16 protein-coding genes are annotated in these 20,441 nt (G+C 65.8%); 8 read left to right on the plus strand and 8 right to left on the minus strand.

The features are described from left to right. The 8 genes from DD1DGNOD_RS30325 to lysS form a co-directional block, all read left to right on the plus strand. Window positions 1-650 (plus strand): FAD-binding protein (locus tag DD1DGNOD_RS30325; RefSeq protein ID WP_241255980.1); only part of this gene is annotated, 650 nt, incomplete at its 5' end. A 134-nt stretch (window positions 651-784) separates the two neighbouring features. Continuing rightward, the gene (gene nadC / locus DD1DGNOD_RS25475) at window positions 785-1,975 is read left to right on the plus strand and encodes a carboxylating nicotinate-nucleotide diphosphorylase (RefSeq protein ID WP_131771180.1); all 1,191 of its coding nucleotides are present in this window, start codon (window positions 785-787) and stop codon (window positions 1,973-1,975) included. After that, entirely contained in the window at window positions 1,975-2,727 is a 753-nt protein-coding gene (locus DD1DGNOD_RS25480) for a type III pantothenate kinase (RefSeq protein ID WP_131768866.1), read from the plus strand. Before nadC ends, DD1DGNOD_RS25480 begins: the two co-directional genes overlap by 1 nt. 244 nt (window positions 2,728-2,971) lie before the next feature. Then, a complete protein-coding gene (locus tag DD1DGNOD_RS25485; protein ID WP_131771181.1) occupies window positions 2,972-3,394 on the plus strand; it encodes a hypothetical protein in 423 nt (140 codons plus the stop codon). Further along, on the plus strand, window positions 3,391-4,047 hold the full coding sequence (locus DD1DGNOD_RS25490) for a hypothetical protein (RefSeq protein ID WP_131768868.1): 657 nt from the start codon (window positions 3,391-3,393) through the stop codon (window positions 4,045-4,047). The genes DD1DGNOD_RS25485 and DD1DGNOD_RS25490 overlap by 4 nt, the downstream gene beginning before the upstream one ends. Then, a complete protein-coding gene (locus DD1DGNOD_RS25495) occupies window positions 3,945-5,195 on the plus strand; it encodes a hypothetical protein (RefSeq protein WP_131768869.1) in 1,251 nt (416 codons plus the stop codon). The genes DD1DGNOD_RS25490 and DD1DGNOD_RS25495 overlap by 103 nt, the downstream gene beginning before the upstream one ends. Further along, window positions 5,171-6,148 carry a hypothetical protein gene (locus tag DD1DGNOD_RS25500; protein WP_131771182.1) on the plus strand — a complete coding sequence of 326 codons (978 nt, stop codon included), beginning with the start codon at window positions 5,171-5,173 and terminating at the stop codon, window positions 6,146-6,148. The genes DD1DGNOD_RS25495 and DD1DGNOD_RS25500 overlap by 25 nt, the downstream gene beginning before the upstream one ends. Before the next feature lie 457 nt (window positions 6,149-6,605). Further along, on the plus strand, window positions 6,606-8,522 hold the full coding sequence (lysS, locus tag DD1DGNOD_RS25505) for a lysine--tRNA ligase (protein WP_131768871.1): 1,917 nt from the start codon (window positions 6,606-6,608) through the stop codon (window positions 8,520-8,522). 263 nt (window positions 8,523-8,785) lie between these two features. Here the strand turns inward: lysS and DD1DGNOD_RS25510 are convergent, their stop codons facing one another. The 8 genes from DD1DGNOD_RS25510 to DD1DGNOD_RS30330 all read right to left on the minus strand — a co-directional run. Then, window positions 8,786-10,549 (minus strand): 4-amino-4-deoxy-L-arabinose transferase, encoded by a 1,764-nt coding sequence (locus DD1DGNOD_RS25510; protein WP_131771183.1) that lies wholly within the window; start codon window positions 10,547-10,549, stop codon window positions 8,786-8,788. Beyond that, on the minus strand, window positions 10,546-12,438 hold the full coding sequence (locus tag DD1DGNOD_RS25515; RefSeq protein ID WP_241255982.1) for a glycosyltransferase: 1,893 nt from the start codon (window positions 12,436-12,438) through the stop codon (window positions 10,546-10,548). Before DD1DGNOD_RS25515 ends, DD1DGNOD_RS25510 begins: the two co-directional genes overlap by 4 nt. A gap of 97 nt (window positions 12,439-12,535) precedes the next feature. Then, complete coding sequence (locus tag DD1DGNOD_RS25520) at window positions 12,536-13,168, minus strand: SCO family protein (protein WP_241255983.1); 633 nt, start codon at window positions 13,166-13,168, stop codon at window positions 12,536-12,538. A 261-nt stretch (window positions 13,169-13,429) separates the two neighbouring features. Beyond that, window positions 13,430-13,858, minus strand: coding sequence for a hypothetical protein (locus DD1DGNOD_RS25525; protein ID WP_131768872.1), 429 nt, complete (start codon window positions 13,856-13,858; stop codon window positions 13,430-13,432). Continuing rightward, window positions 13,855-15,828 carry a galactose oxidase-like domain-containing protein gene (locus DD1DGNOD_RS25530; RefSeq protein ID WP_241255984.1) on the minus strand — a complete coding sequence of 658 codons (1,974 nt, stop codon included), beginning with the start codon at window positions 15,826-15,828 and terminating at the stop codon, window positions 13,855-13,857. The genes DD1DGNOD_RS25525 and DD1DGNOD_RS25530 overlap by 4 nt, the downstream gene beginning before the upstream one ends. Continuing rightward, window positions 15,825-17,093: a glycosyltransferase gene (locus DD1DGNOD_RS25535; protein WP_131768873.1), complete on the minus strand. Its 1,269-nt coding sequence runs from the start codon at window positions 17,091-17,093 to the stop codon at window positions 15,825-15,827. Before DD1DGNOD_RS25535 ends, DD1DGNOD_RS25530 begins: the two co-directional genes overlap by 4 nt. Before the next feature lie 793 nt (window positions 17,094-17,886). Next, entirely contained in the window at window positions 17,887-19,353 is a 1,467-nt protein-coding gene (eutB, locus tag DD1DGNOD_RS25540; RefSeq protein WP_131771185.1) for an ethanolamine ammonia-lyase subunit EutB, read from the minus strand. Window positions 19,354-19,472: 119 nt separating this feature from the next. Further along, the coding region (locus DD1DGNOD_RS30330) for a pyridoxal phosphate-dependent decarboxylase family protein (protein ID WP_241255985.1) at window positions 19,473-20,441 on the minus strand (969 nt) is incomplete at its 5' end.

The raw sequence follows: 20,441 nt of genomic DNA on the forward strand, positions 1-20,441 counted from the left end.
CCCCGGCGGCGCACTACGCCAGCGGCGGTGTGCGCACCGACATCTGGGGGCGTACCAGCGTCCCCGGTCTGTACGCGTGCGGCGAAGTCGCGTGCACGGGTGTGCACGGAGCGAATCGGCTGGCGTCCAACAGCCTGCTGGAGGGGCTGGTCTTCGCCGCCCGCATCGGTACCGACCTCGCCCGGGGGCTGCCCACCCCGACGAAGCCCGCGAACCCGCTGGTGGGACGCGGCTCGGCGGGGCTCGCCGACCCGGCGGCCCGCGCCGACCTGGCCCGCGCCATGGCCGACGGCGCCGGGGTGCTGCGCAGCGCACAGAGCCTGCGGGCAACCACGAAGGCGCTGGCCGCGCTCGGGGACCTACGGATCGGCGGTACGGTCACCGCCGGCCCGGACGCCTGGGAGATGACCAACCTGCGGACCGTCGCCACGGCGCTGGTCGCCGCTGCCGCAATGCGCCAGGAAACACGCGGCTCGCACTGGCGGGAAGATTTCGGTACCACCGACGACGCAAGGTGGCGTGGCCATATTCTCACCCGACTGGACGCGGAAGGTGAGCTGTCGGTGACATATGAGCCGTTGGACGCCGCGGACGGTCCACCTCTGTCGGGCCGTGCGGGAGCCGCCAGGCACGCCTCGGACGCGGCCTGATGCCACTGCCGTCCCTGCCGCGCTCGACGAGTTCACCGAGCGCAGCGCGTTATCGTCCGTCTTCTTCCTCTTCCTTGCCCTTCCTGGCTCCTTCCTCCCTGTCACCGCTGTCATCAGGGACCCGCGGCGCGCTGGTGTCCGCCGGACTCGATCCGGACACGCTCGTCGAGCTCGTCCGCAGAGCCGTCGCCGAGGATCTGCCCGAAGGCCCGGCGGACTCCGGAGCGGACACGGGCGATCCGGTGGACACAGGTGCTCCGGTGGAACGCGGAGTCAGCGCAGCGGGTCCGGTGGACCCCGGAGTCCGCAGGCGGGGCGCGGTCGACACGACGTCGGTCGCGACCGTGGCACCCGGGCTACACGGCCGGGGAGTAATCGTCGCACGGGCACGGGGAGTCGTCGCCGGCCTACCGGTAGCCGCGGCCGTCTTCGAGGTGGTCCTGGCCGAGCGGTACACGGGGCGGCACGACTCTCCGGACATCCACCCGAGGCAGGATCTGCCGGATGTCCACCGGACAGGTGAGACCGCCGACGAACACACGAAGGCGGAGAGTGGCTGGACAGGTGGACTGGACATCGAGATCATCGCTTCGGACGGCGACCGGGTGAGCCCCGGGGACGCTGTGCTGACCGTCGCGGGCCCGGTTCGCGCGCTGCTCACCGCGGAACGCACGGCGCTGAACCTGCTGTGCCACCTGTCCGGGGTGGCGACGGCAACCCGGCGGTGGGTGGACGCGGTGGACGGCACCGGGGTGTCGATCCGTGACACCCGCAAGACCCTTCCGGGACTGCGCGCGTTGGAGAAGTACGCGGTGCGCTGCGGAGGCGGGCGCAACCACCGGATGTCGCTGGCGGACGCGGCCCTGGTGAAGGACAACCACGTGGTCGCCGCGGGTGGGGTGGCGGCGGCGTTCGCTGCGGTGCGGGCGAGGTTCCCGGGCCTGCCGGTCGAAGTCGAGTGCGACACGGTGGCTCAGGTCGCCGAGGCCGTGACGGCCGGCGCGGACCTGATCCTCTGCGACAACATGAGCCTGGACGAGCTGCGCGAATCGGTCGCGATCGCCCGTCCGAACGGGGTCGAGCTGGAGGCCAGCGGAGGGCTGACCCTCGACGTCGCCCGCCGCGTGGCCGAAACCGGCGTCGACTATCTGGCGATCGGGGCGCTGACCCACTCGGCACCCGCGCTGGACCTGGGTCTGGACCTCGATTTGAACCTGAATTTGGAATCGGACCCGGCTCCCGGCTCGGACGCCGATCTCGGGCCGAGCGCCGATCTCGGGCCGAGCGCCGATCTCGGCTTGGGCACCGGATCGGGGACGGCCTGATGCTGCTCACGATCGACATCGGCAACACCAACACCGTCCTGGGCGTCTTCGACGGCGACCGCCTCGCGGATTCCTGGCGGGTACGCACCAACCCGCACTCGACCGCGGACGAACTGTCGCTGCTGTTCCGTGGCCTGCTCATGGACTACGACGTCGATGGCATCTCGGTCTGCTCGACCGTGCCGGCGGCCCTGCGGGAGATCCGGCGCATGGTGGTGCGGGCATTCCACGAGCTGCCCGCGGTCGTCGTGGAACCGGGCACGAGAACAGGGGTGCCGATTCTCATCGACAATCCCAAGGAGGCCGGGGCGGATCGGATCGTGAATGCGCTGGCCGCCCATCACCTCTACGGCGGCCCGGCGATAATCGTCGACTTCGGGACGTCCACGAACCTGGACGTGGTCTCCGGCCGGGGCGAGTTTCTCGGTGGCGCGTTCGCTCCGGGTATCGAGATCGCCCTGGACGCGCTCGCCTCAAGGGCGGCGCAGCTGCGCAATGTCGAGCTCATACCGCCGCGATCGGTGATCGGGAAAAACACGGTCGAGTGCCTCCAGTCCGGCATGATCTACGGAGTGGTGGGCCAGGTGGACGGCCTGGTGCGCCGCATCACCAACGAGCTGGACGCCGATCCCGTGGTCATCGCCACCGGTGGGCTCGCCTCCCTTGTCATCCGCGAGAGCGAGACGCTCCAGCACCACGAACCGCATCTGACCCTCATCGGCCTACGCCTCGTCTTCGAGAAAAACACCTGACAGGAAGACGCTCCAGATCCGCCACCAGGCTCTCGGTCGGCGGCTGCCGCCCGGTGATCACATCGGATTCGAAGACGGCTCTGCTCGACGCCGTCTTGAGCGAGCTCCGGGAGGGGCAGATATCACACGCTCATGGGTAACTCCTGTACTACGCGGTCCATCGACATCGATGTGCCGGGGAGATGGCAGGCGCGGTCACGCGACCGAGCGACCGTAGACTTACGACATGGCAGTGGACGTGTCCGTGTCCGTGTCCGTGTCGGACCTTGTGCGTTCCTATGCGTCGCTGCGCGACGCAGTCAGCCAGTCAGCCGGCCCGGGTGGACGGCTGCTGCAGTTTTACAGCGTCGAATACGGCCTGAAGGCTGCCTACCTCGGCAAGCAAGGTATGAACGCACGGGGCACCGAGTCCCTGCCGCAAGAGCTACGCAGTCACGACCTGCGGCGCCTCGTCAAAGAACTGCGGCTCGGCCACGCAGATCTGGCCGGGCTGTCCACATGCCGGCGGCAGCAAAGACGGCAGCAGAGCCAGCAGGACCCGGTCGAGCATCATGAACTGCACCAGGCATGGCGTTATGGCGCGCCGCTGGAGGAGAGCGACGAGAAGCGCGCCGTCAGTGCGCTCGACATGTTGAGCGACTGGTGCCGTAAGGAGCATCGGAGATGAGCTCGGACGACATTTCGCCAGCCCCCGAACACCTTTACACCTGGGTGGACGTGGACGAGTACTTCACCTCGTTGGCCACCCGCGGGGCGTGGCCGGCCTGGCTGCTGGAGATCGACGCCTTCTGGGACGGTGTCGAACTCACGATCACCGAAGATGTACGCCCGCCCGAGGTCTGGGCCTGGCTCACCGAACGACTCGGACCACTTACCGTCGATGCCGACCGCGAGGATGTGCTGCTCGAGTCCGCCAACGGCAGCGGTCGGCCGTTGCCCGTCCGGTTGCGGCCCGCACCACAGGTGGAAAAGGTCGAGCGCCGGCCACGTTGGCATGAGCGCCGGATCGTCCGTCAGCTCGCCGAGGGTATTCCCGCACCGGACAAGGCTGCCTTTCCGCATGACGTCCAGATCTGTGCCTTCCATTCGTTCAAGGGCGGTGTCGGTCGAACTCTCCACTGCGTGGCGTTGGCACGTGAGCTGGCCGGCCGGCCGGGACGGGACGGAATTCCGTCCTGCTCGTCGACGCCGATCTGGAGGCTCCAGGGATCACCTGGATGCTCGCCGCCCAGGGCCAGCGGATGGACTTCGCCCTGGAGGACTTTCTCGCGCTTCTCCACGGCTCGTCCACCTCGGACCGAGACGAGGTCATCGCGATAGGCCGACGGTTCCTGCTGAACCAGCAACTGGACAACGTGATCGTGCTTCCCGCGCGACGGGACCCGACCCGACTCGGCCCGTCGAGGATCGAGCCCGTCGACCTGCTGACCCACGACCGGCCCCCGTACTTTCTGACCGAATCCCTCTCCGAGCTCGCCCATGCGGTCGGGACGGACACGGTCCTGCTCGACCTGCGGGCCGGCGTGAGCGAACTGAACTCGCCCATCCTGCTGGACCCAAGAGTCCTGCGTGTGTTTGTCACGACAATGAGCGATCAGTCCCTTCGGGGAACCGAACACATCCTTCAGGAGATCGCCCGTCGGGCTCCCTCCCGGCGACCTTCCGATCCGCAATACCGCGTTGTCATCACACAGTTCGATGACAACGAGCACGGATCACAGCTGGCCGCCGCAGTAGACGCTCTCACCAGAAGTCCGGAGGAGCCCGCTCCGCCGGCCGCCAGCCCCGAGGACGAACTCGCGGGTGATACGGGACTGATCGACCGGGCCATCGCAACCGAACCGGTTCTCAGCCCGTTCGTCCCACAGCTTCTGGCACTGCCAGCGAGCTGGAACGACGTGAGCACACTGATCGACCGGGTGGATATCCGTACCCGCATCGCGACCCTTGCCGAGATTCTTCAGCCCATACCGACCAGGCAGCAGGTGGATGCAGCCGAAGAAACCAAGATCGACCTACCCGCGGCACGCAGGCGCCTCCACGAACGAGCCCGTCAACTGAAGTATGCCGAAAGCGCCACAGACGAAGACGATCTACTTCCGACCGAACCGCTGACGAATCTGGTCTCAGCACACCGCACCGAGGCGCCGATCGAGGTCGTGGTTGGCGCGAAAGGTTCCGGGAAGACGTTCACATATTTGCGCATGTGCCGTTGGACCACCTGGTCCGAGTTCGCCGAGGCGGTCGGTGTCGGCGGCGTCGAGCTGACGGCAAACCTCGTTCCAGTTCTCGCCTCGAAATATCTCAAAAATTCCGTTCAGGAGACGATTCTCGAGGTTCGAAAACGCTCCGCCGAACGGTTGACCGATTCCGAACCTCCTCCCTGGAACGAACTGAGGGACCTGATATCCGACTCACTCGACCTGGATCTGGGCGACGTGGCGTGGCGTGGCGCAGGGTCTGGCTAACGCTTCTCGCCCGGGCGATCGGCCTGCAAGCCACGCCGGACAACGCCGAGGAGAAGTTGACGGCGCTGGCTCGTCAACACCAGGCCATATTTGTTCTCGATGGCCTCGAAGACCTTTTCCAGGAGTTCAGCAGCAATCACCGACAGCAGCGAGCGCTGCGAGCCCTGCTGACCGGCTGCACCGAGTGGCTGCGGTCACTGCGTGGCCGCCCGCTCGGCCTCGTGGTGTTCGTCCGGCGTGACCTCGTGCTCAACGCCATCCAGCAGAACACCAACCAGTTCTTCGCTCGCCATCAAGCGTATGAGCTGCGCTGGAACAGGACCGAGGCTCTGCGACTGGTCGCCTGGGTCTGCGAACAAGCCGATGTCCTGCGGTCGTCGCGAGAAGTCGCGATCCGGAACGCGTCCGAAGATTTTCTGATCAAACTGCTCTTCGACGTGTGGGGGCAAAAGCTCGGTTTGCCGAACTCACGGGAAGCACGCTCGGAGGCATGGTTCTTCGCCGCTCTGTCGGATTTCAACCTACAGATTCAGGCCCGGGACATCGTCTCATTCCTGTCCGTTGCAGCTGAATACTCCGCAGCAGACAAGAATGTCGCACGGTGGCGGGACCGGCTTCTCATACCGACCGCGATGCGCCAGGCCCTGCCGGAGTGCAGTCGCGACAAGATCGCGGACATCTCCCAGGAGAATCCTCCGGTCGGAACACTCTTCCAAGATCTGCAAAGGCTACCCAGAGATTCCCGCAAGATACCTTTCACACTCGAGACCGTGAAGGTGAGCCCCTCCGATGCCAGGCTACTGGAAGCCAACGGCGTCCTGTTCCGCGATGACGACCAGTACTGGATCCCGGAGATCTACCGCCACGGTCTCGGCTTCGGCCTGAGCGGAACTGGTCGGTCGCGTATGCTCGCGATCGCGAAATCGATCCGCGGTCGGGGTGGCTCCGACTGATTTCACCGGGCACGATCCGGCGTCCGAACCTCTACGCGCTCTTCACAAACGCTCTTCACCTCGTCAGTAGGCAGACCTGGGACTACCGCTTCGCAACAATCGCCCGCTAACGCCTCACGTCCATCCACACGGCGACGCCGATGACCAGATCTGTGCGGTGTGTGCGAGCGGGAGCTGCTTGAGTGGGCCTGGCTCGAGCAGCTCTACCACGCCTGCGTCGGCAGTCTGCGCCGGATCGACGCAGTGAGACAGATCGCAGCAGTAGTCCGGTCATCGAGGGGCCACGCCAGACAGCCAGGCCCTGACCTTGCCAGGGGCTGCCGGCTAACCGCCCTTTTGATCGTTCGCTATGTGCCGCGAACGGTGCGCTACGATCGACAAGGTCCTTATCTAGGTTCGAACCAGGTTCGTGACCACGGGATTCGGACCGAGACGGCGGGGAGGAGAACACCAGCACATGTTGTGGAGCGACCGGCTGGCCCAGGAGGTGACCGGCCCACAGGTTGTCAACGACTCCAAGACCCCCTCCGGGCCGGTGCACGTCGGCGCGTTGCGCGGTGCGCTCATCCACGATGCCGTGTACCGCAGCCTGCTGCAGCGCGATGTGCCGGTCCGCTACCTGTTCGGGGTCGACGACTACGATCCGCTGGACGAGCTTCCCGCTGTCGGCGGCGAGCAGTTCAGGCAGTACCTGGGAGTTCCGCTCTGTAATGTTCCGCCACCGCCCGGCTCGGACGCCGACAGCCTGGCCGAACACTACATCCGGGATTTCTTCGACGTCTTTCGGGAACTTCAGATCAATGCGACCACGTACCGTATGCGTGATATTTACCGCAATGGGTCGTTCGACGCAGAGATCGACGTCATCCTGCGTAACGCGGACAAAGTCCGGCGCATCGACCGGGAGGTGGCCAACACCCGCCGGCCCGATGACTGGTTCCCTTTCCAGGTAATATGCGAGCGCTGCGGCAGAGTGGGCACAACCCGTGTGCACGCCTATGACGGCGAGACCGTGTCGTACCGCTGCGAGCCAGCACTGGTCAAGTGGGCGCAGGGCTGTGGTAACAGCGGCCGCGTTTCACCTTTCGGGGGTAACGGCAAGCTGTCCTGGAAGCTTGAATGGGTTGCCAAGTGGCATAACTTCCCGGTGACCATCGAGGGGGCGGGCAAGGATCATAATGCCCCCGGTGGATCTCGTAACGTGGCCACGCGATGCCTGCAGGAAATCTTCGGCGATGTACCGCCCCTCAACATTCCTTACGAGTTCTTCCTGGTGGGTGGCGCGAAGATGAGTTCTTCGCGCGGGGTCGGCGTCTCCGCCCGAGGAATGGCAAACCTCCTCCCGCCGGAGCTCCTGCGTTTTCTGATGGTGCGCACGCAGCCCAACAAGACGGTAGATTTCCATCCTGACGCGGAGAGGATCACCCGGCTCTACAGCGACTTCGATCGGGTGCGCGCGCGGACCACGGCGGGTGAAATCGACGGTGCGCTTTATCGGCTGTCGGCACTCGACGGGGATCCCGACTACTACGCTCCCCCATTCGATCTTGTCGCGAGCCTGGTGCAGCTTCCCCACATAAGTGTCGAACAGCAGGTGGAAAGACTTAAGGGAAGACCCCTCGACCCCCGGGAACTCGAACATCTGACTCGCCGCGTGGAGAGCGCACGGTACTGGCTTGAGCACTTCGCGGCGCCGGAGGAACATCTGGAGCTCAAGACGGCCCTTCCTCCGGAGGCGGGTCTCCTCCGCCCAACGCAGATTGCCTTCCTGCATCACGTCGGGCAGAGCCTGCAGTCGAGCCCGTGGGAGCCGGACATTATTCAGGCCACTCTCTTCGACGCGGCTCGCATGACGCCGCTCAAGCAGCGCGATGCGTTCGAAGCGGTCTATACGGTGTTTTTCGGGAGGGCTTCGGGGCCTCGGGTGGGGAATCTTCTCGCATTTCTCGACAGGGAATTCGTAATAGGACGTCTCGCTGAGCTTCCCCTGGACGAGGACGCCTTCTGGCGCGAGACGGCCCTGGACCGCTCCGAGGCAGAGAAATGGCTGGAGGAGTCAGCGCCGAAAGCCACCTCGGTGTTCGCGAATCTCGTGTTCCGTGCTACCGAGGACACCTTCCTCGCCGATGACGTGCTTTACGTCCGGGCGGCCGGCGGGATCGAGCTGACGGTGACGCAGGAGGATGGCAAGAGGCATCTGCGACGAGTTGGCTTCGCGGCCGGCGAAGGCATCGGCAACGACCTCGCAACAGAACGCTCCCTGTTCGAAAGTCAGGCCACGGAATTCCTCAGGGAACTGGGCACGCGGATCGGTCGAGATATTGCCGTCACCGGCCCCATCGTGTCGAGTTCGCCATCCAGCCGCGAACAGTGAAGAAACCGACGGGACGCTGCTCCAAGCTTTGATCCAGAGGCGCCGGAGGTGCTGTAGGACACGCAGATAGAAGATCCTGGAGGGCCAGGGGAGCGCGATGACGCTTTTTCTCGCGCTGCCAGAGGCCCAGCTTCTCAGGGGTGCTCTCTCAGCGGACTTCGTAATGTCTACGCGCGGTGGTTCCAGCCGTCGACATAGGTGATCTCCTCGAGAAGAAATGGGTATGTCGAGCCGGGCGCCGGTTCGGACCGGCGCCCGGGATTTCAGCAGCCCGGCGTGGACGCGATGTCGGCCGGGCAGTCAGATTTGATCACTTTACGGATCGTGATCTGCCCGTTGTCCCCGAAGGACTTCACGACGACCGAGTGCCGCAGTCCCTCGGCAACCAGTGGCAGGTCGTTCAAGGTGGTCGGTGTCAGCTCACCGAGAATGAAGTAGTCGATGTCCTGCCAACCGTTCTTCAGCTTTCCTCGGACGGCCGGGTCGAGGTCCAGCTTGTAGAACCAGATCGGCTCGGGCTTCTTGCCGGCCAGCTCGAGATCCGTCCATATGTTGTCGTCGGTGACGACGGTGTGGCCGTCCGGAACATTCTCGATATACCAGCGTGCCGCGTCCCTACTCGGCCTGCTGTCGTCGGCCGTCAGTGCCGTACTCAGCTTCGGCGCCCACTGGCCCGGGAGCGTCAACAGCCCCGCCGTCACGATGCTGGCCACGGCCACGAGACGCATCCACGTACCGAGCACGGCGGGTTGACTCGGGACCGGGGACGGCTGCGGTTCGCCGGTGGACGCCGCGTCACGCGGCAAGTCGTTGGGCAAGCTGTTGGGCAGGGTGCGGGGCAGGCCGTCGGGCAGGCCGTGAGCGGTACCGGCGGCGGGTGGCCGGTACGGAAGCATCACGTCGAGCATGCCTGCCACGCACAGCGCCGCGAACGGCAGCATCGCCGTCACGTACGCATATGGCATGTATCCGTTCCGGAACATGACGGCAAGCTGGATCAGCAGCAGTACCGCGACCATCCGCAGGCGCTTGACGAAAAGCGCCGGGACCGCGGCGACAACACCCGCACACACCAGATAGGGATCGATGTGCAGCCACAGGTTGGCCATGCTGCGCGTGCTGCTGCCCGCGTCCAGCAGGCTTCCGCTCGCCGGTCGGTTGAACAGCTGCCATCTGGTTGCGCCGATCAGCGAGACGTGGCCGGCGCCCTCGAACAGCTCGTTCTTGATCACAGCGTAGAGAACGTAGAGGCCGCAGACCGCGGTGAGAAAGCCGAGGAAATTGTGACGCACGAACCGCCAGTTCCGCACGTCGCGGTTCTGGCGGAGCAGGAGGTAGACGACCGGCAGGAGTATCAGGATCGTCTCCTTCGACCAGAACGCGAAGGCCATGAAGACGCCGGCCCAGATCGCCGACCCGGCGCTGCGCCGGGGAGATGCCGCACAGACCAACGCCGCCAGCAGCCACATCACGGCGATGTTGTCGAGGAAGGCCATCCGCTGGTACCAGACCGCAAGCGGCGCCAGGGAGAACAGCATGACGGCGAGAGCCGAGAAAATCCGTCGCAGCGCCAGCCGGCGGGCGAACAGGTAGAGCAGTGCGCAGCTCACCAGATGAACGACGAACATGCATTCGCGGGCGGCGGCCACCGCCGTCGGAGCCCGCTCGAACGCGTGCGTGAACGTCGTGTAGACGGCGATGAGCAACCATCCTCCGAAGGGATGGTCGTACCAGTAAGTGTAGTGGGCGATCCGGCCCCAGTACTCCATGGCATATGCCTGCGCCGTGTAGGTGCCCTCGTCGTCGTTGACACGGCCCGGCCAGCCGTCCTGGTTGATGCCGTGCACGAGCCCACAGACGATGAGAATCACGGCGAGGATTGCGATGCTCTGCCAGTGCGCTAGCAGCCAGACCATGGCCCGGCCCCGAGCGTCCGCGACGGAATCACCGAATCGGCGGCCACGGCGGCTGTCAGCCGGTTCGGTGCCGGTGTCGCGGTCGAGAACCGGAAGCGTGGTCGCGGTCACGAGACCCCCTCAAGCTCGGACGGGCCCGGTATCACCACGTGGTGGGCGCCGACATGCGTCGTCTTTTCCCATTCGAGTTTTCCCTGGACCAGACGCACGACGGCCCGCAGTGCCGCCAGCGACAACACGAGCTGGTAGACCGGCGCACTCGCTATCAGCCGGGCGCTGTCCAGCGGAGTCACCTTGATCCGGTACGCGTCGGCAAACTCCCGGAAGGCGGCCTCTTCGGTGAGCGTCAGCATCAGCATGGCAATGAGCGGCAACCAGAAGATAATTACAATACCCACCGACCCGCTCAGGAAAAAGGCGAGCAGTACGGAGGCCGGCAGGATCAGGCCGGCCATGGCCTGGAAGAACGGCATCAACAGCATCTCGGCGGCGAGCGCTCGCTGTCGCCGGCCCGGCAACCGGCGCCAGTCGCCCTTCCGGAAGACCTGGATGAAGCCCATCATCCAGCGGGTGCGCTGCACCACGAGTTTTCCCAGGCTTTCCGGCGTCTCCTCCCGGGTGGTCAGCTCGGGATGGTAGAAAACCGCGGTGACGACGCCTTCCACCGAGGCACGCACGCCGAGATCACAGTCCTCCGTCAGGCAGGAGACGTCCCAGCCGCTCAGCCGGTCGAGAATCTCGCGCCGGATGAACACGGTGTTGCCACCGAGCGGGATGAAACGCGCCATCGCCTGATAGCGCAGCCGCGACATGAACCAGATGTAGTACTCCAGGCAGTTACGCGCCCGCCACCACGATGTGCCGCTGTTGGCCCAGTCGGCCAGGGCACGCAGCGGTCCGCCCGACTCCGGCCGCCGCCAGTGGGAGCCGCGGACGTTCATCAGCTGGACGCCGCCCTGGAAGATCCCGGTTTCCGGGTGATGCACGGCCAGTGTGTTGACGTAACTGAGCAGACCACGCGCGATCAGGGACTCCGCGTCGACAATTCCTATCAGCTCACCGTGGCAGTACTTTCGCGCGTCCTCGAGTGAAAGCGGTTTGCTCCGCATTGCGCTCCGGGGCGTCACGACCCTCACATTGGGGTATCGGTCCGCGAAGTCCTGCGCCACCTCACGGGTCTCCCGGTCGAGCTCGTCGTCCGACACGACGACGACGAGCTCGAAGAGATTCAGCGGATAGTCACCTGCCAGCACCTGGGTCAGGGTGCGCCCGAGAACGGGTTCCTGCCGCGCGGGCACAATCAGCGAGAAGGTGTACCTGGGTGGCGCCTGATCCTCCAGGTTCACATGATCGACCCGTTCGGGCACCTGCCAGCTGTACTGGGCCCGTACCAGCGTCAGGCCGGCAACCAACAGCATCACCAGCGACACCGCGGTCCACGTTCCAAGCGCCACCTCACCGCGATTGCGATACAGCGCCTGGGTCATGTCGACGAGCAACGGCAGGGCGGGCAGCAGAAGGCAGCCGCGCAGAATGCGAACGGACGGAGTTGTCACGGTGGCACCGAAGACGAACCAGGAACACGACAGCAGGTGCGCGGAAACCACCACGACGGCGCAGGCCAGGGCGGCCAGCAGATTACGCAGGCCGATCTGACCCATGACCGGGGGATTCACCGCAGCCTTCGTGAGTGCGGCGAACAGCAGCCAGCCCATCGATTCGGTCGAGATACGAACAAGGGCGAGCCAGACCCGGCTGCCTTCGTGCCCATGCCAGGTGAAGCCACGGTCCAGACCCCACAGCAGGAGCGTCGCGGCGGCCACCGAATATCCGTATCCGGACTGACCCCAGGTCCCGAAGAAGTAGCCGAAGAAAGCCATCAGCACGACCCGTGCGATAATGCTGATCCCACCGCCGACGGTGAAACGCAGCTGCCTTGGCATCCTCGTCAGGAAAGCGTGAAGCGACGGTGGCGTGGCAAGCGCCTGGTTGGGGTTCACTGATTCCTACCTGAGTGGTCGGTACAAACGGCCGGCGTCAACCGGACGGCAACGGCCCGAAACCGCGCGGGGCGGTCCGGCGTTCTCACGAGCGTTCTCACGAGGCGGCCAGCAGCCTCGGCAGGTCGGCCGCATAGTCGGCAACCGTGGAACTGGCGAAGTACAGGACACGTTGGATGTCGTCGACACCGTAGGCGGCGACCTGGGCCGCGTGTGCCACGGTGTACTGGCCGCCGGGTGCCTGCTGCGCCTGCGCGAGCGGCACGCCCACGGCCTGTTGCGCGGCGTCAATTTGTTCCGGCGAGCCGGTAAGCCCGACGAACGAGGAGTCGAACTGGTTGAGCCAGGTCCGCAGCACCCCGGCGGTGTCCCGCCCGGGGTCCGTGGTCACGAAGACGACCGTGAGCGCCGACCCGACATCGGTGCTCACCAGTTGTCTGGCGGCGGCGATGTCAGCCATGGTCGTCGGACAGACGTCCGGGCAGTTCGTGTAGCCGAAGAAAAGCAATGTGGCGCGGCCGGCGGTCTGCCTGGCAAAGTCGAAACTCCGCCCGGAGGTGTCCACAAGCGTGAACGACGGCCGCGGCCGGGAAACCTTCGGGACGGTGCCGTGCCAACCGCTGGTGGCTGTTGCGGTACCCGCTGACGGCCGTACGGACGAACCAGCGCCCGGGTGTGCCGGCTCGCCCGCGGCGCAGCCAGCACACCCGGCCAGGCAGAGCAATGCCACGGCAGCAATCCTGCGGAGGGCCGGCCTCACGGCGTCGGCCCGACCGGTGAATCGCAGGGCATATTCTTGGCCTTTCTGACGGCTGACCGGATCGAAACGGCAGAAGCGTGTTGACGACCACGGACCCGGGCCCGTGTCCGAGAGCCATCCGACGTGCGGACGGCGTGACGACGGCCTTTGTGCGTCCGGGGTTCCCAGCGGATCGGCTTCACTGATCCGTCAGGTCCGTCAGGTCCGTCAGGTCCGAGAAACCCACGAGATCTAATCGGCGCAGACCGTCGCACCACGAGGGGCGCTCCCGCCGGCGCCGGCAAGATGCTTGCTGTCCGTTCCCGTTACCTTGAGCGGTCCGAATCCGGCCTTCCGCAGGAAGTCACAGTCGACCGGACGACCGCCGGGAGCGACCTTCGGAACACAGACGTTCGTGTTGCCTCCGGCGTCCGCGTAGTTGTGGTCGCAGCCGTCCACCCACAATGTCGCGGGCGATGGCCTACCGTTCCCGTGCGGCTGGATCCTGCCACTGAGATCCTGGTTTCCGGGCCCGAGCGCGTGTTCGACCGCGACCGGCCGAACATCACCGCTGTCACCGGCCGGTGGGCCGAACACGCCGGCCACGCGAAGGCCGACGAGCAGGCCCACCGTGACGCATACAGCCGTCGCCGCGCTGAGAAGGATTCTCCGTCGGGTCATCCGACATGCACCCACTTCGCCACGGATGGCACTCCGTTCATATCCTGGACGAACATCATGTAGTAACCGGCCGGAATGATGTTCGGATTGCTCGGAACCGCCACACTGATATTCGTTCCGGTGCCTGTTATCGGCAGGTCGACACTGCGCTGGTTCGGGTCCGACTGATGGGTGACCGACGCCGGGCGGATCAGCGTGACACGGCCGATATTCCCGCTCACGGTCAGGTTCTGCGTCGAACCGAGGTCGACCTGGTCAGCGGCGGCGGTAATGGTCGGCCGCTGCCTCGACATGTACCAGGGAGAGTAGACCGAGATTCCCAGGTCAAATTCTCCGGTCGCCGGGTTGTTCCCGATCGACGCCACCCGGCCGTCCGGAAGGAGGAAGGACTCCGAGTGGTACATCCGGGCCAGCGGATCGGCCAGCATCGGCGTGAACGTGTTGGCGACCGGGTCGTACATCGACGCCTCGTGTACGGCGTACTCGGCGTAGTTGTGCTTCGCGCCGCCGGTCTCGAACACCTTTCCATCGGGCAGGATGACGGCGCTGACATACATCTTGGCCGCCGGCAGGTCCGGCCCGGCCGTCCACTGCGGATCCTCCTTGCGCAGGTCGATGATGTCCGTGTGATTGGTCGGGTCGAGGTCGCTGTAGGTGTTTCCACCGCCGAAGTCGGCCACCTTCTGGGCCTGGGCCGGTGGAAGCAGCACCGTGGCGCCCTGGTCCCGGAAGTCGATGTCCCGCAGACCCGGAACATCGGTGATCGTTCCAGTGGCGATATCGTAGATCTCCGACCCCGACGTGTTCGGCAACGCATTGCCGAAGGTGTGCGTACCGGCATAGAAGAGCCGGCCGTCCGCCATCAGCACCATATTCGGATAGAGACCCCAGTAGAAGTACGTCTGCGGTACCTCGTTGAAGGGTTTCCACTGGTTCTTCTTGGCGTCGAACATCTCGACGGCGACGTTTCCGGAGCCGTTCTCGTTGAGCCCCCCCGTCGCAAACACCGAACCGTTTCCGAGATTCACCAGGGAGGGGTACCAGTGCCCACCGCCCGGCGTGTCGTTCGTCTTGGTGTAGGTGTTCGTCATCGGGTCGAAGACATAGCTGATCGCCAGACCCTTGTAATTACTGGTCGGCGTCGGGTACTCGAGCGTTCCACCGGCGAGCAGAATCCGTCCGTCGGGGAGCTGGGTATGCCCGGCGCAGAAGAGGTCCTCCTGGGTGGGAACATCGGCGAACTCACCGGTCGACGGATTCCATACCTTCGAGACGAACTCGTTGTTCGCCGCCGCGTTTCCGTTGTTCCCGGAGCCGGCGACGAGCAGCACGTTTCCCGTGCGCAGCACGGTGGCGTGCACCGACCGGACCGGGGACTGGTAGGGCAGGACCTCCCAGGAGCCCTGACAGTCGCCCGTGCAGCCACCTGGTGGCGGCGGAGGTATCTCTCCGGGATCTCCACCACCGGTGTAGCCGGCACGTACCAGCCCGCCGCCACCACCCTGGTAATACTCGACGGTCACCTTGTGCGTTGCGGCGACGACGGTCCTGGTCGCCGTGAAGGTGGTCGGCCCCTGGTCCCGCCATTCGTCGATGACGAGGGCGTCGTCGAGGTAGATCCGGACCCCGTCGTCAGCCGTGGCGCTGAACGAGTATTCCCCGGATTCGAGACGGACGCTCCGGGACCAACGGACGGAATATCCAGACCCGCCGATTCCACCGATCCCCGGGCCGGTCTCCCCCCAGTCGAATCTGATGTCGTCGTCACAGCGTGAGTCGGCCGCCGGCCCCGCCAGCGTCGTGTTGGCGAAGTAGTCGCCGGTCCACTGCTCCGCCGCGCAGGTGACGGCCTTCGCCGGGTCAGGAGCGACGAGAACGACGGCGACCAGCTGAATGGACGCCATCGCAAGCAGTCCGGCCAGCGCACGACGCCGTCCGATCCGCCGACGCCGTCTTTCAGGCCCGGTCACGCTTCGACCTCGCCCACTGCTCCGGCAGCCGCCCCGCGGCTGTATCGGAAAGGATTACGCACCGGCCGCCGACACTCGCTGTAAATAATCCTGTCGACCAGTACGTAACGAACGGAAACGGCGATCGTCAGGGTCACGAGCGTGGCCGCCGGGACGCTTGTGTGCCATCGGTCGACAAACAGTCCGAGCAGCGGGAGCCGGATGACGAGGTCGAGGTTGTTCAGCAGCGCGAAAGGCAGGTACCGACGGATCCTGGACTGGCTGCCGCGTTCCCAGACCAGCAGGTCACAGCCGATGAAGTTCCAGAGTATGGCGAGCTGGGTGGCGACCACCGCGGCTGCCATGTAATGCATGCCGGCATGGTGCAGGAACGCGGTTCCGAAAATGTTGGGCAATGTCCCGGAGGCACCTACCAGGGCGAATCTCGCCGCCCTGGGCATCCGCAGCGAGAACAGCCGCCGGGCGAAACGGACTCCCTCCGACACCGACGCGTTCGACTCTCCGGCGTGCCGTTCACCGAAGACATAGCCGACCTCGACGACGCGCAGCCGGCCGGTTCGTACCAGCAGCTCAAGCAGGATCTTGTAGCCGTCCGGACGGAGCCGATCCAGATCCAACGCGGCAATCCGGACGAGGAAGAAGCCGCTCATCACGTCCGAGACACCGCGCAGCCGCAACGGGAAGGCAAGACGTGACAGCAGGTTCGCGCCGGAGGACACCAGCCGGCGGACTCCGTTGGCAAGTCCCGAGGCGCTCCCCCCGGTGACGTACCGGCTGCCGATGACGACGTCGACATCACCGCTGACCGCCGCGGCAAGGAGCTCGGGAACCACCTCGGGCGGATGCTGGAGGTCGCCGTCGAGAACGACGGCATAGTCGGCACGGCACAGCCGGATGCCTTCGGTGACGGCTCCCCCGAGTCCACCGGCCCGATAGGGCGCGGGCCGGTGATGGACCCGGACCCGCATCCGAACGGAATGACGAAGCGCCATGACGATCTCAGGTGTGTCGTCGTCGGAGTCATCCACGAAGATGACCTCACTGGGTAGACCGGCCAGCGCGGAATCAAGGCGGCGCAGGAGCGGCTCGATATTTGCGGCCTCGTTCCGGGTCGGTACCACCACCGACACGACTACTTGTTCGTCCGGCCGGTAACCGGAAAAAGATGTGGTGTGCGTGGTCGAAAGCACCGTCGAGGAAGCTCGCGGCCGCGGCACCAGATCTGCCAGATAGGCGTCGAATATACGCTCGTCAGGCACACTCATCCGCTGATCTCCCCTGGTTCGCAGACGGCGGCCGCCGCGGCCGGCCGCTGCGTACACGAGTTGCCGTGACCGGGGTTCCCGGTCCGACATATGAACTGTTGGTGCGGCCTCTTTCTGACAGATGCTGTCCAGTCGGCCGAAGGGTGCGCAATCATTCTCTTTTCGCGCTCGGGGTTCCTGCCGGATCGGCGGAACCGATCCGGCAGGTCCGGCAGGCCGGAGATCCCCGGAAAACCGGAGGCCTAAGGGCGGCGCGATTATTTTTCTCCCGCGCCCGGGTTTTCCGCCGGACGGGAGAATCTGCCGTGAGCGCCTGCGTGAAAGAAGGTGGACCACGCGGGCTCGACCCGCGTGGAAACCGTCCCGAAGGGCGGGGACAGGAACGCGGCGGACCGGGTCCGCGGAACTTCAGTCCATCGGCTCGGTCACGACATGAGGACGGAGAAACAAATTAGGAATACGACCCCCCGGATCCACTCCGGTAACGCAAATTGTGTCGGTGTGGAGCGAACGTATCAGGAGTCGATCGAGACCTGGGTCGGCCACCGGTGTGACGCGCACGTATCGGGTGGGTCTCAGCACCGGCGAACGCGACGCAAAAATCGCCGAAACTACTCTCGGTCGTTGGTCGACGTGCGGAAACTACCGGCAGTAATCGGCCCTGTTTCCCTTAACCGCATACCGATTACAAGCTATGAACCGTGCCACAGCCGGCGCCGGTGGGCCCATTTCGAGCTTTCGCCGTACCCGAGCCACCCGAAATACCCCGCAAGAGCACCGGACCATGACGGATTCACGACAACCTTACCCGGTCGAGACCGTCCTCCAGGAATGCCGCCATAGGCCCGACCGGATCGACGAGCCACCGCTCCGGTGGCTGCCCGAGCCTGCCGGCGCCACGAGGAGAGCCGTGGTCGGGCAGCCCCTGGCCGCTGAACAGACCACGGTCGGCCATCCAGGTGGCGAACTCCGGGGCCGGGTGCAGCCCGAAAAGGTCCCGTACTCCGATCGCGTCACCGACACCCGTCGACCGCTGGCTGGTCACCTGGCCGGTGACGGTGTGGCCGGAGGGCACGCCAGCCACGTGGTTACAGCCGGCGGCAGCCAGCAGCATCAGCAGATCGTCACCGGTGTTCTGGCCGCTGTCGACACGACTGGTATAGAAGACGTCACACCCCATCGGCAGTCCGAGCAGCTTGCCGACAAAGTGATCCTCCAGCCCGGCCCGGATGACCTGTCGGGAATCGGACAGATAGTCCGCTCCACCGAATCCGACCACGGAGTTCACCAGAAAGGGGTCGAAGGCGCGGGCGACACCATACGCCCGCGCGGAAATCGTGAGCTGATCCAGACCGTGATGCGCCTCGACCGAAAACGCGCTGCCCTGCCCGACCGCGAAGTACATCACCTGGTCACCGACGAAGTCACCGGCACGGTCACGATGGTGGTCGAGAACAGCCTGCCGGCCGGCGTCCAGGAGATCCCAGTTCACCCCGAACGCCCGGTTCGCGCTCTCCGTCCCCCCGATCCACCCGAACAGCAGGTCGAGGGGAGCACCCGCCTCCATCGCGGCGAGCTGGGTGACGACGTGCCCGAGAACGCAAGTCTGGGTCGGTACGCCGAGCTGCCTGACAAGCGAGCCGAGCCCACGTAGGGTCCGCTCGACCTGGGCACCGGACTCCATGGACGCGTTCACCTCGATCACGGCGTCGCCGCATCCGGACATCAGACCGTCCAACGCCGGCAGCAGGATGCCTTCGAGGTCGTCCATCGGATGGTTCGAGCGGACATGAACACCGAACACGCCTGTCTCACCCATCGTGCTTCGACAACGGGTGACCGTCCGCAGCGGTTTCGCGGCGGTGACCAGCTCCTTGTCACTCATGATTTTCGCGACCGCCGCAGCCATCTCCGGCGTTATTCCGCCGGCCAGGCCGGAATGCCACCGCACGGGAAAGTCCGTCCGCAGCACCAGATCGCGGAACTCGCCGACGGTCAGGGACGACATGGCACTGAAACAATCCACGTCGTGGATGCTGACAATCAGATCGGTGACGGCGTCGTCGATCAGCGGCGTCGCGGCGATCTCCGACAATCGGACGTCGGCGAGCGCGCTTCTGGCCGCTACCCGTTCGGCCGTCGAGTACGCGGCGAGGCCCGCCATCCGATCACCGGACTTCTCCTCGCCCGCCTTGGCGAGCAGCTCCGCCAGATCCGCGAACACGTACCGCTCACCATGCACGACCGAATGGAAACCCACGGTCCACCTCTCTATGCCGGCCCCGGGTTACGACCACTACTCCCGGCTTCGGGAGCATCGCACGACTGCTGACAGCCGATGACGACAGCCGTGTGCCAGACCGCTGACGGCCCGTGACATCAGCCCCGATCTTCGGCATCCCCGGCCCAGACAACGGCGCCCAGCAGGGCGTCGACGTCACTCGCGGTAGCGTCCGGGTTGAGCAACGTCAGCTTGAGGTGGACCGACCGGTCCGGCCCGAACTCGGTACGTCCCACGACGGCCCGGCCGGACTCCAGCAGCCGCCGCCGCAACCGGGCGTTGATCCCGTCAACGTCGACGGTACCGGTGGCGGTGCCGGCAGTGGTGCCGGTGGCGGTGGCAACTGGCAGATACCGGAAGACAACCGTGCTCAGGGTCACCGGTGCGGCCAGTTCCAGGCGTGGGTGGGCGCTGATCCGCGTGGCGGCGTGGCAGGCCAGGTCATGGCAGGCGTCCACGAGCCTGCCGAGCCCATGGCGTCCCAATGCCCGGAAAGTGACGGCAATCTTGAAGGCGTCGGCGCGCCGACTCGTGCGCAGCGACCGTCCGAGCAGGCTCGGATAGCCGGCCAGCGCATCGTCGGTCGCGTTGAGGTAGGCGACCTCGTGCTCCAGGGTCGCCCACCTGCCTGCGTCGCGCGTGAGCAGGACCCCGGCCGCTATGGGCTGCCAGCCCAGCTTGTGCAGGTCGAGGGCAACCGAGTCCGCCTCGGCGATCCCGTCGAGCAGGGGCGCGAGCCGGTCCGACAGCAGCGCCCCGCCGCCGTAGGCCGCATCCACATGCACCCAGGCGCCGTGCGCGCGGGCCACCTCCGTCACCGCCCGCAGCGGATCGAACGCGCCGATGTCGGTCGTCCCGGCGGTCGCAACGACCACTGGAGCGAACCTCCGACCGGCGCGGTCGGCGCTGCGCCGAGCGCGCGAGATCGCAACCTCCAGACTGGACGGGTCGAGCCGGTGCGTACCGTCGGTTGCGACCGGCACCACCGCGTCGGGGTCCAGACCGAGCACCGCCGCGGCCCGTCCGATCGAGAAATGCGCGGCAGACGAACAGAACACCCGTACGGC

This window comes from Candidatus Protofrankia californiensis (genome assembly GCF_900634765.1).
GTDB lineage: Bacteria > Actinomycetota > Actinomycetes > Frankiales > Frankiaceae > Protofrankia > Protofrankia californiensis.

Excerpts from the sequence above, each read along its gene's own strand:
- DD1DGNOD_RS25525 (WP_131768872.1), bottom strand. The coding sequence starts at position 13,858 with ATGACCCGACGGAGAATCCTTCTCAGCGCGGCGACGGCTGTATGCGTC.
- DD1DGNOD_RS25480 (WP_131768866.1), top strand. The coding sequence starts at position 1,975 with ATGCTGCTCACGATCGACATCGGCAACACCAACACCGTCCTGGGCGTC.
- DD1DGNOD_RS25535 (WP_131768873.1), bottom strand. The coding sequence starts at position 17,093 with ATGAGTGTGCCTGACGAGCGTATATTCGACGCCTATCTGGCAGATCTG.
- DD1DGNOD_RS25490 (WP_131768868.1), top strand. The coding sequence starts at position 3,391 with ATGAGCTCGGACGACATTTCGCCAGCCCCCGAACACCTTTACACCTGG.
- lysS (WP_131768871.1), top strand. The coding sequence starts at position 6,606 with ATGTTGTGGAGCGACCGGCTGGCCCAGGAGGTGACCGGCCCACAGGTT.
- DD1DGNOD_RS25495 (WP_131768869.1), top strand. The coding sequence starts at position 3,945 with ATGCTCGCCGCCCAGGGCCAGCGGATGGACTTCGCCCTGGAGGACTTT.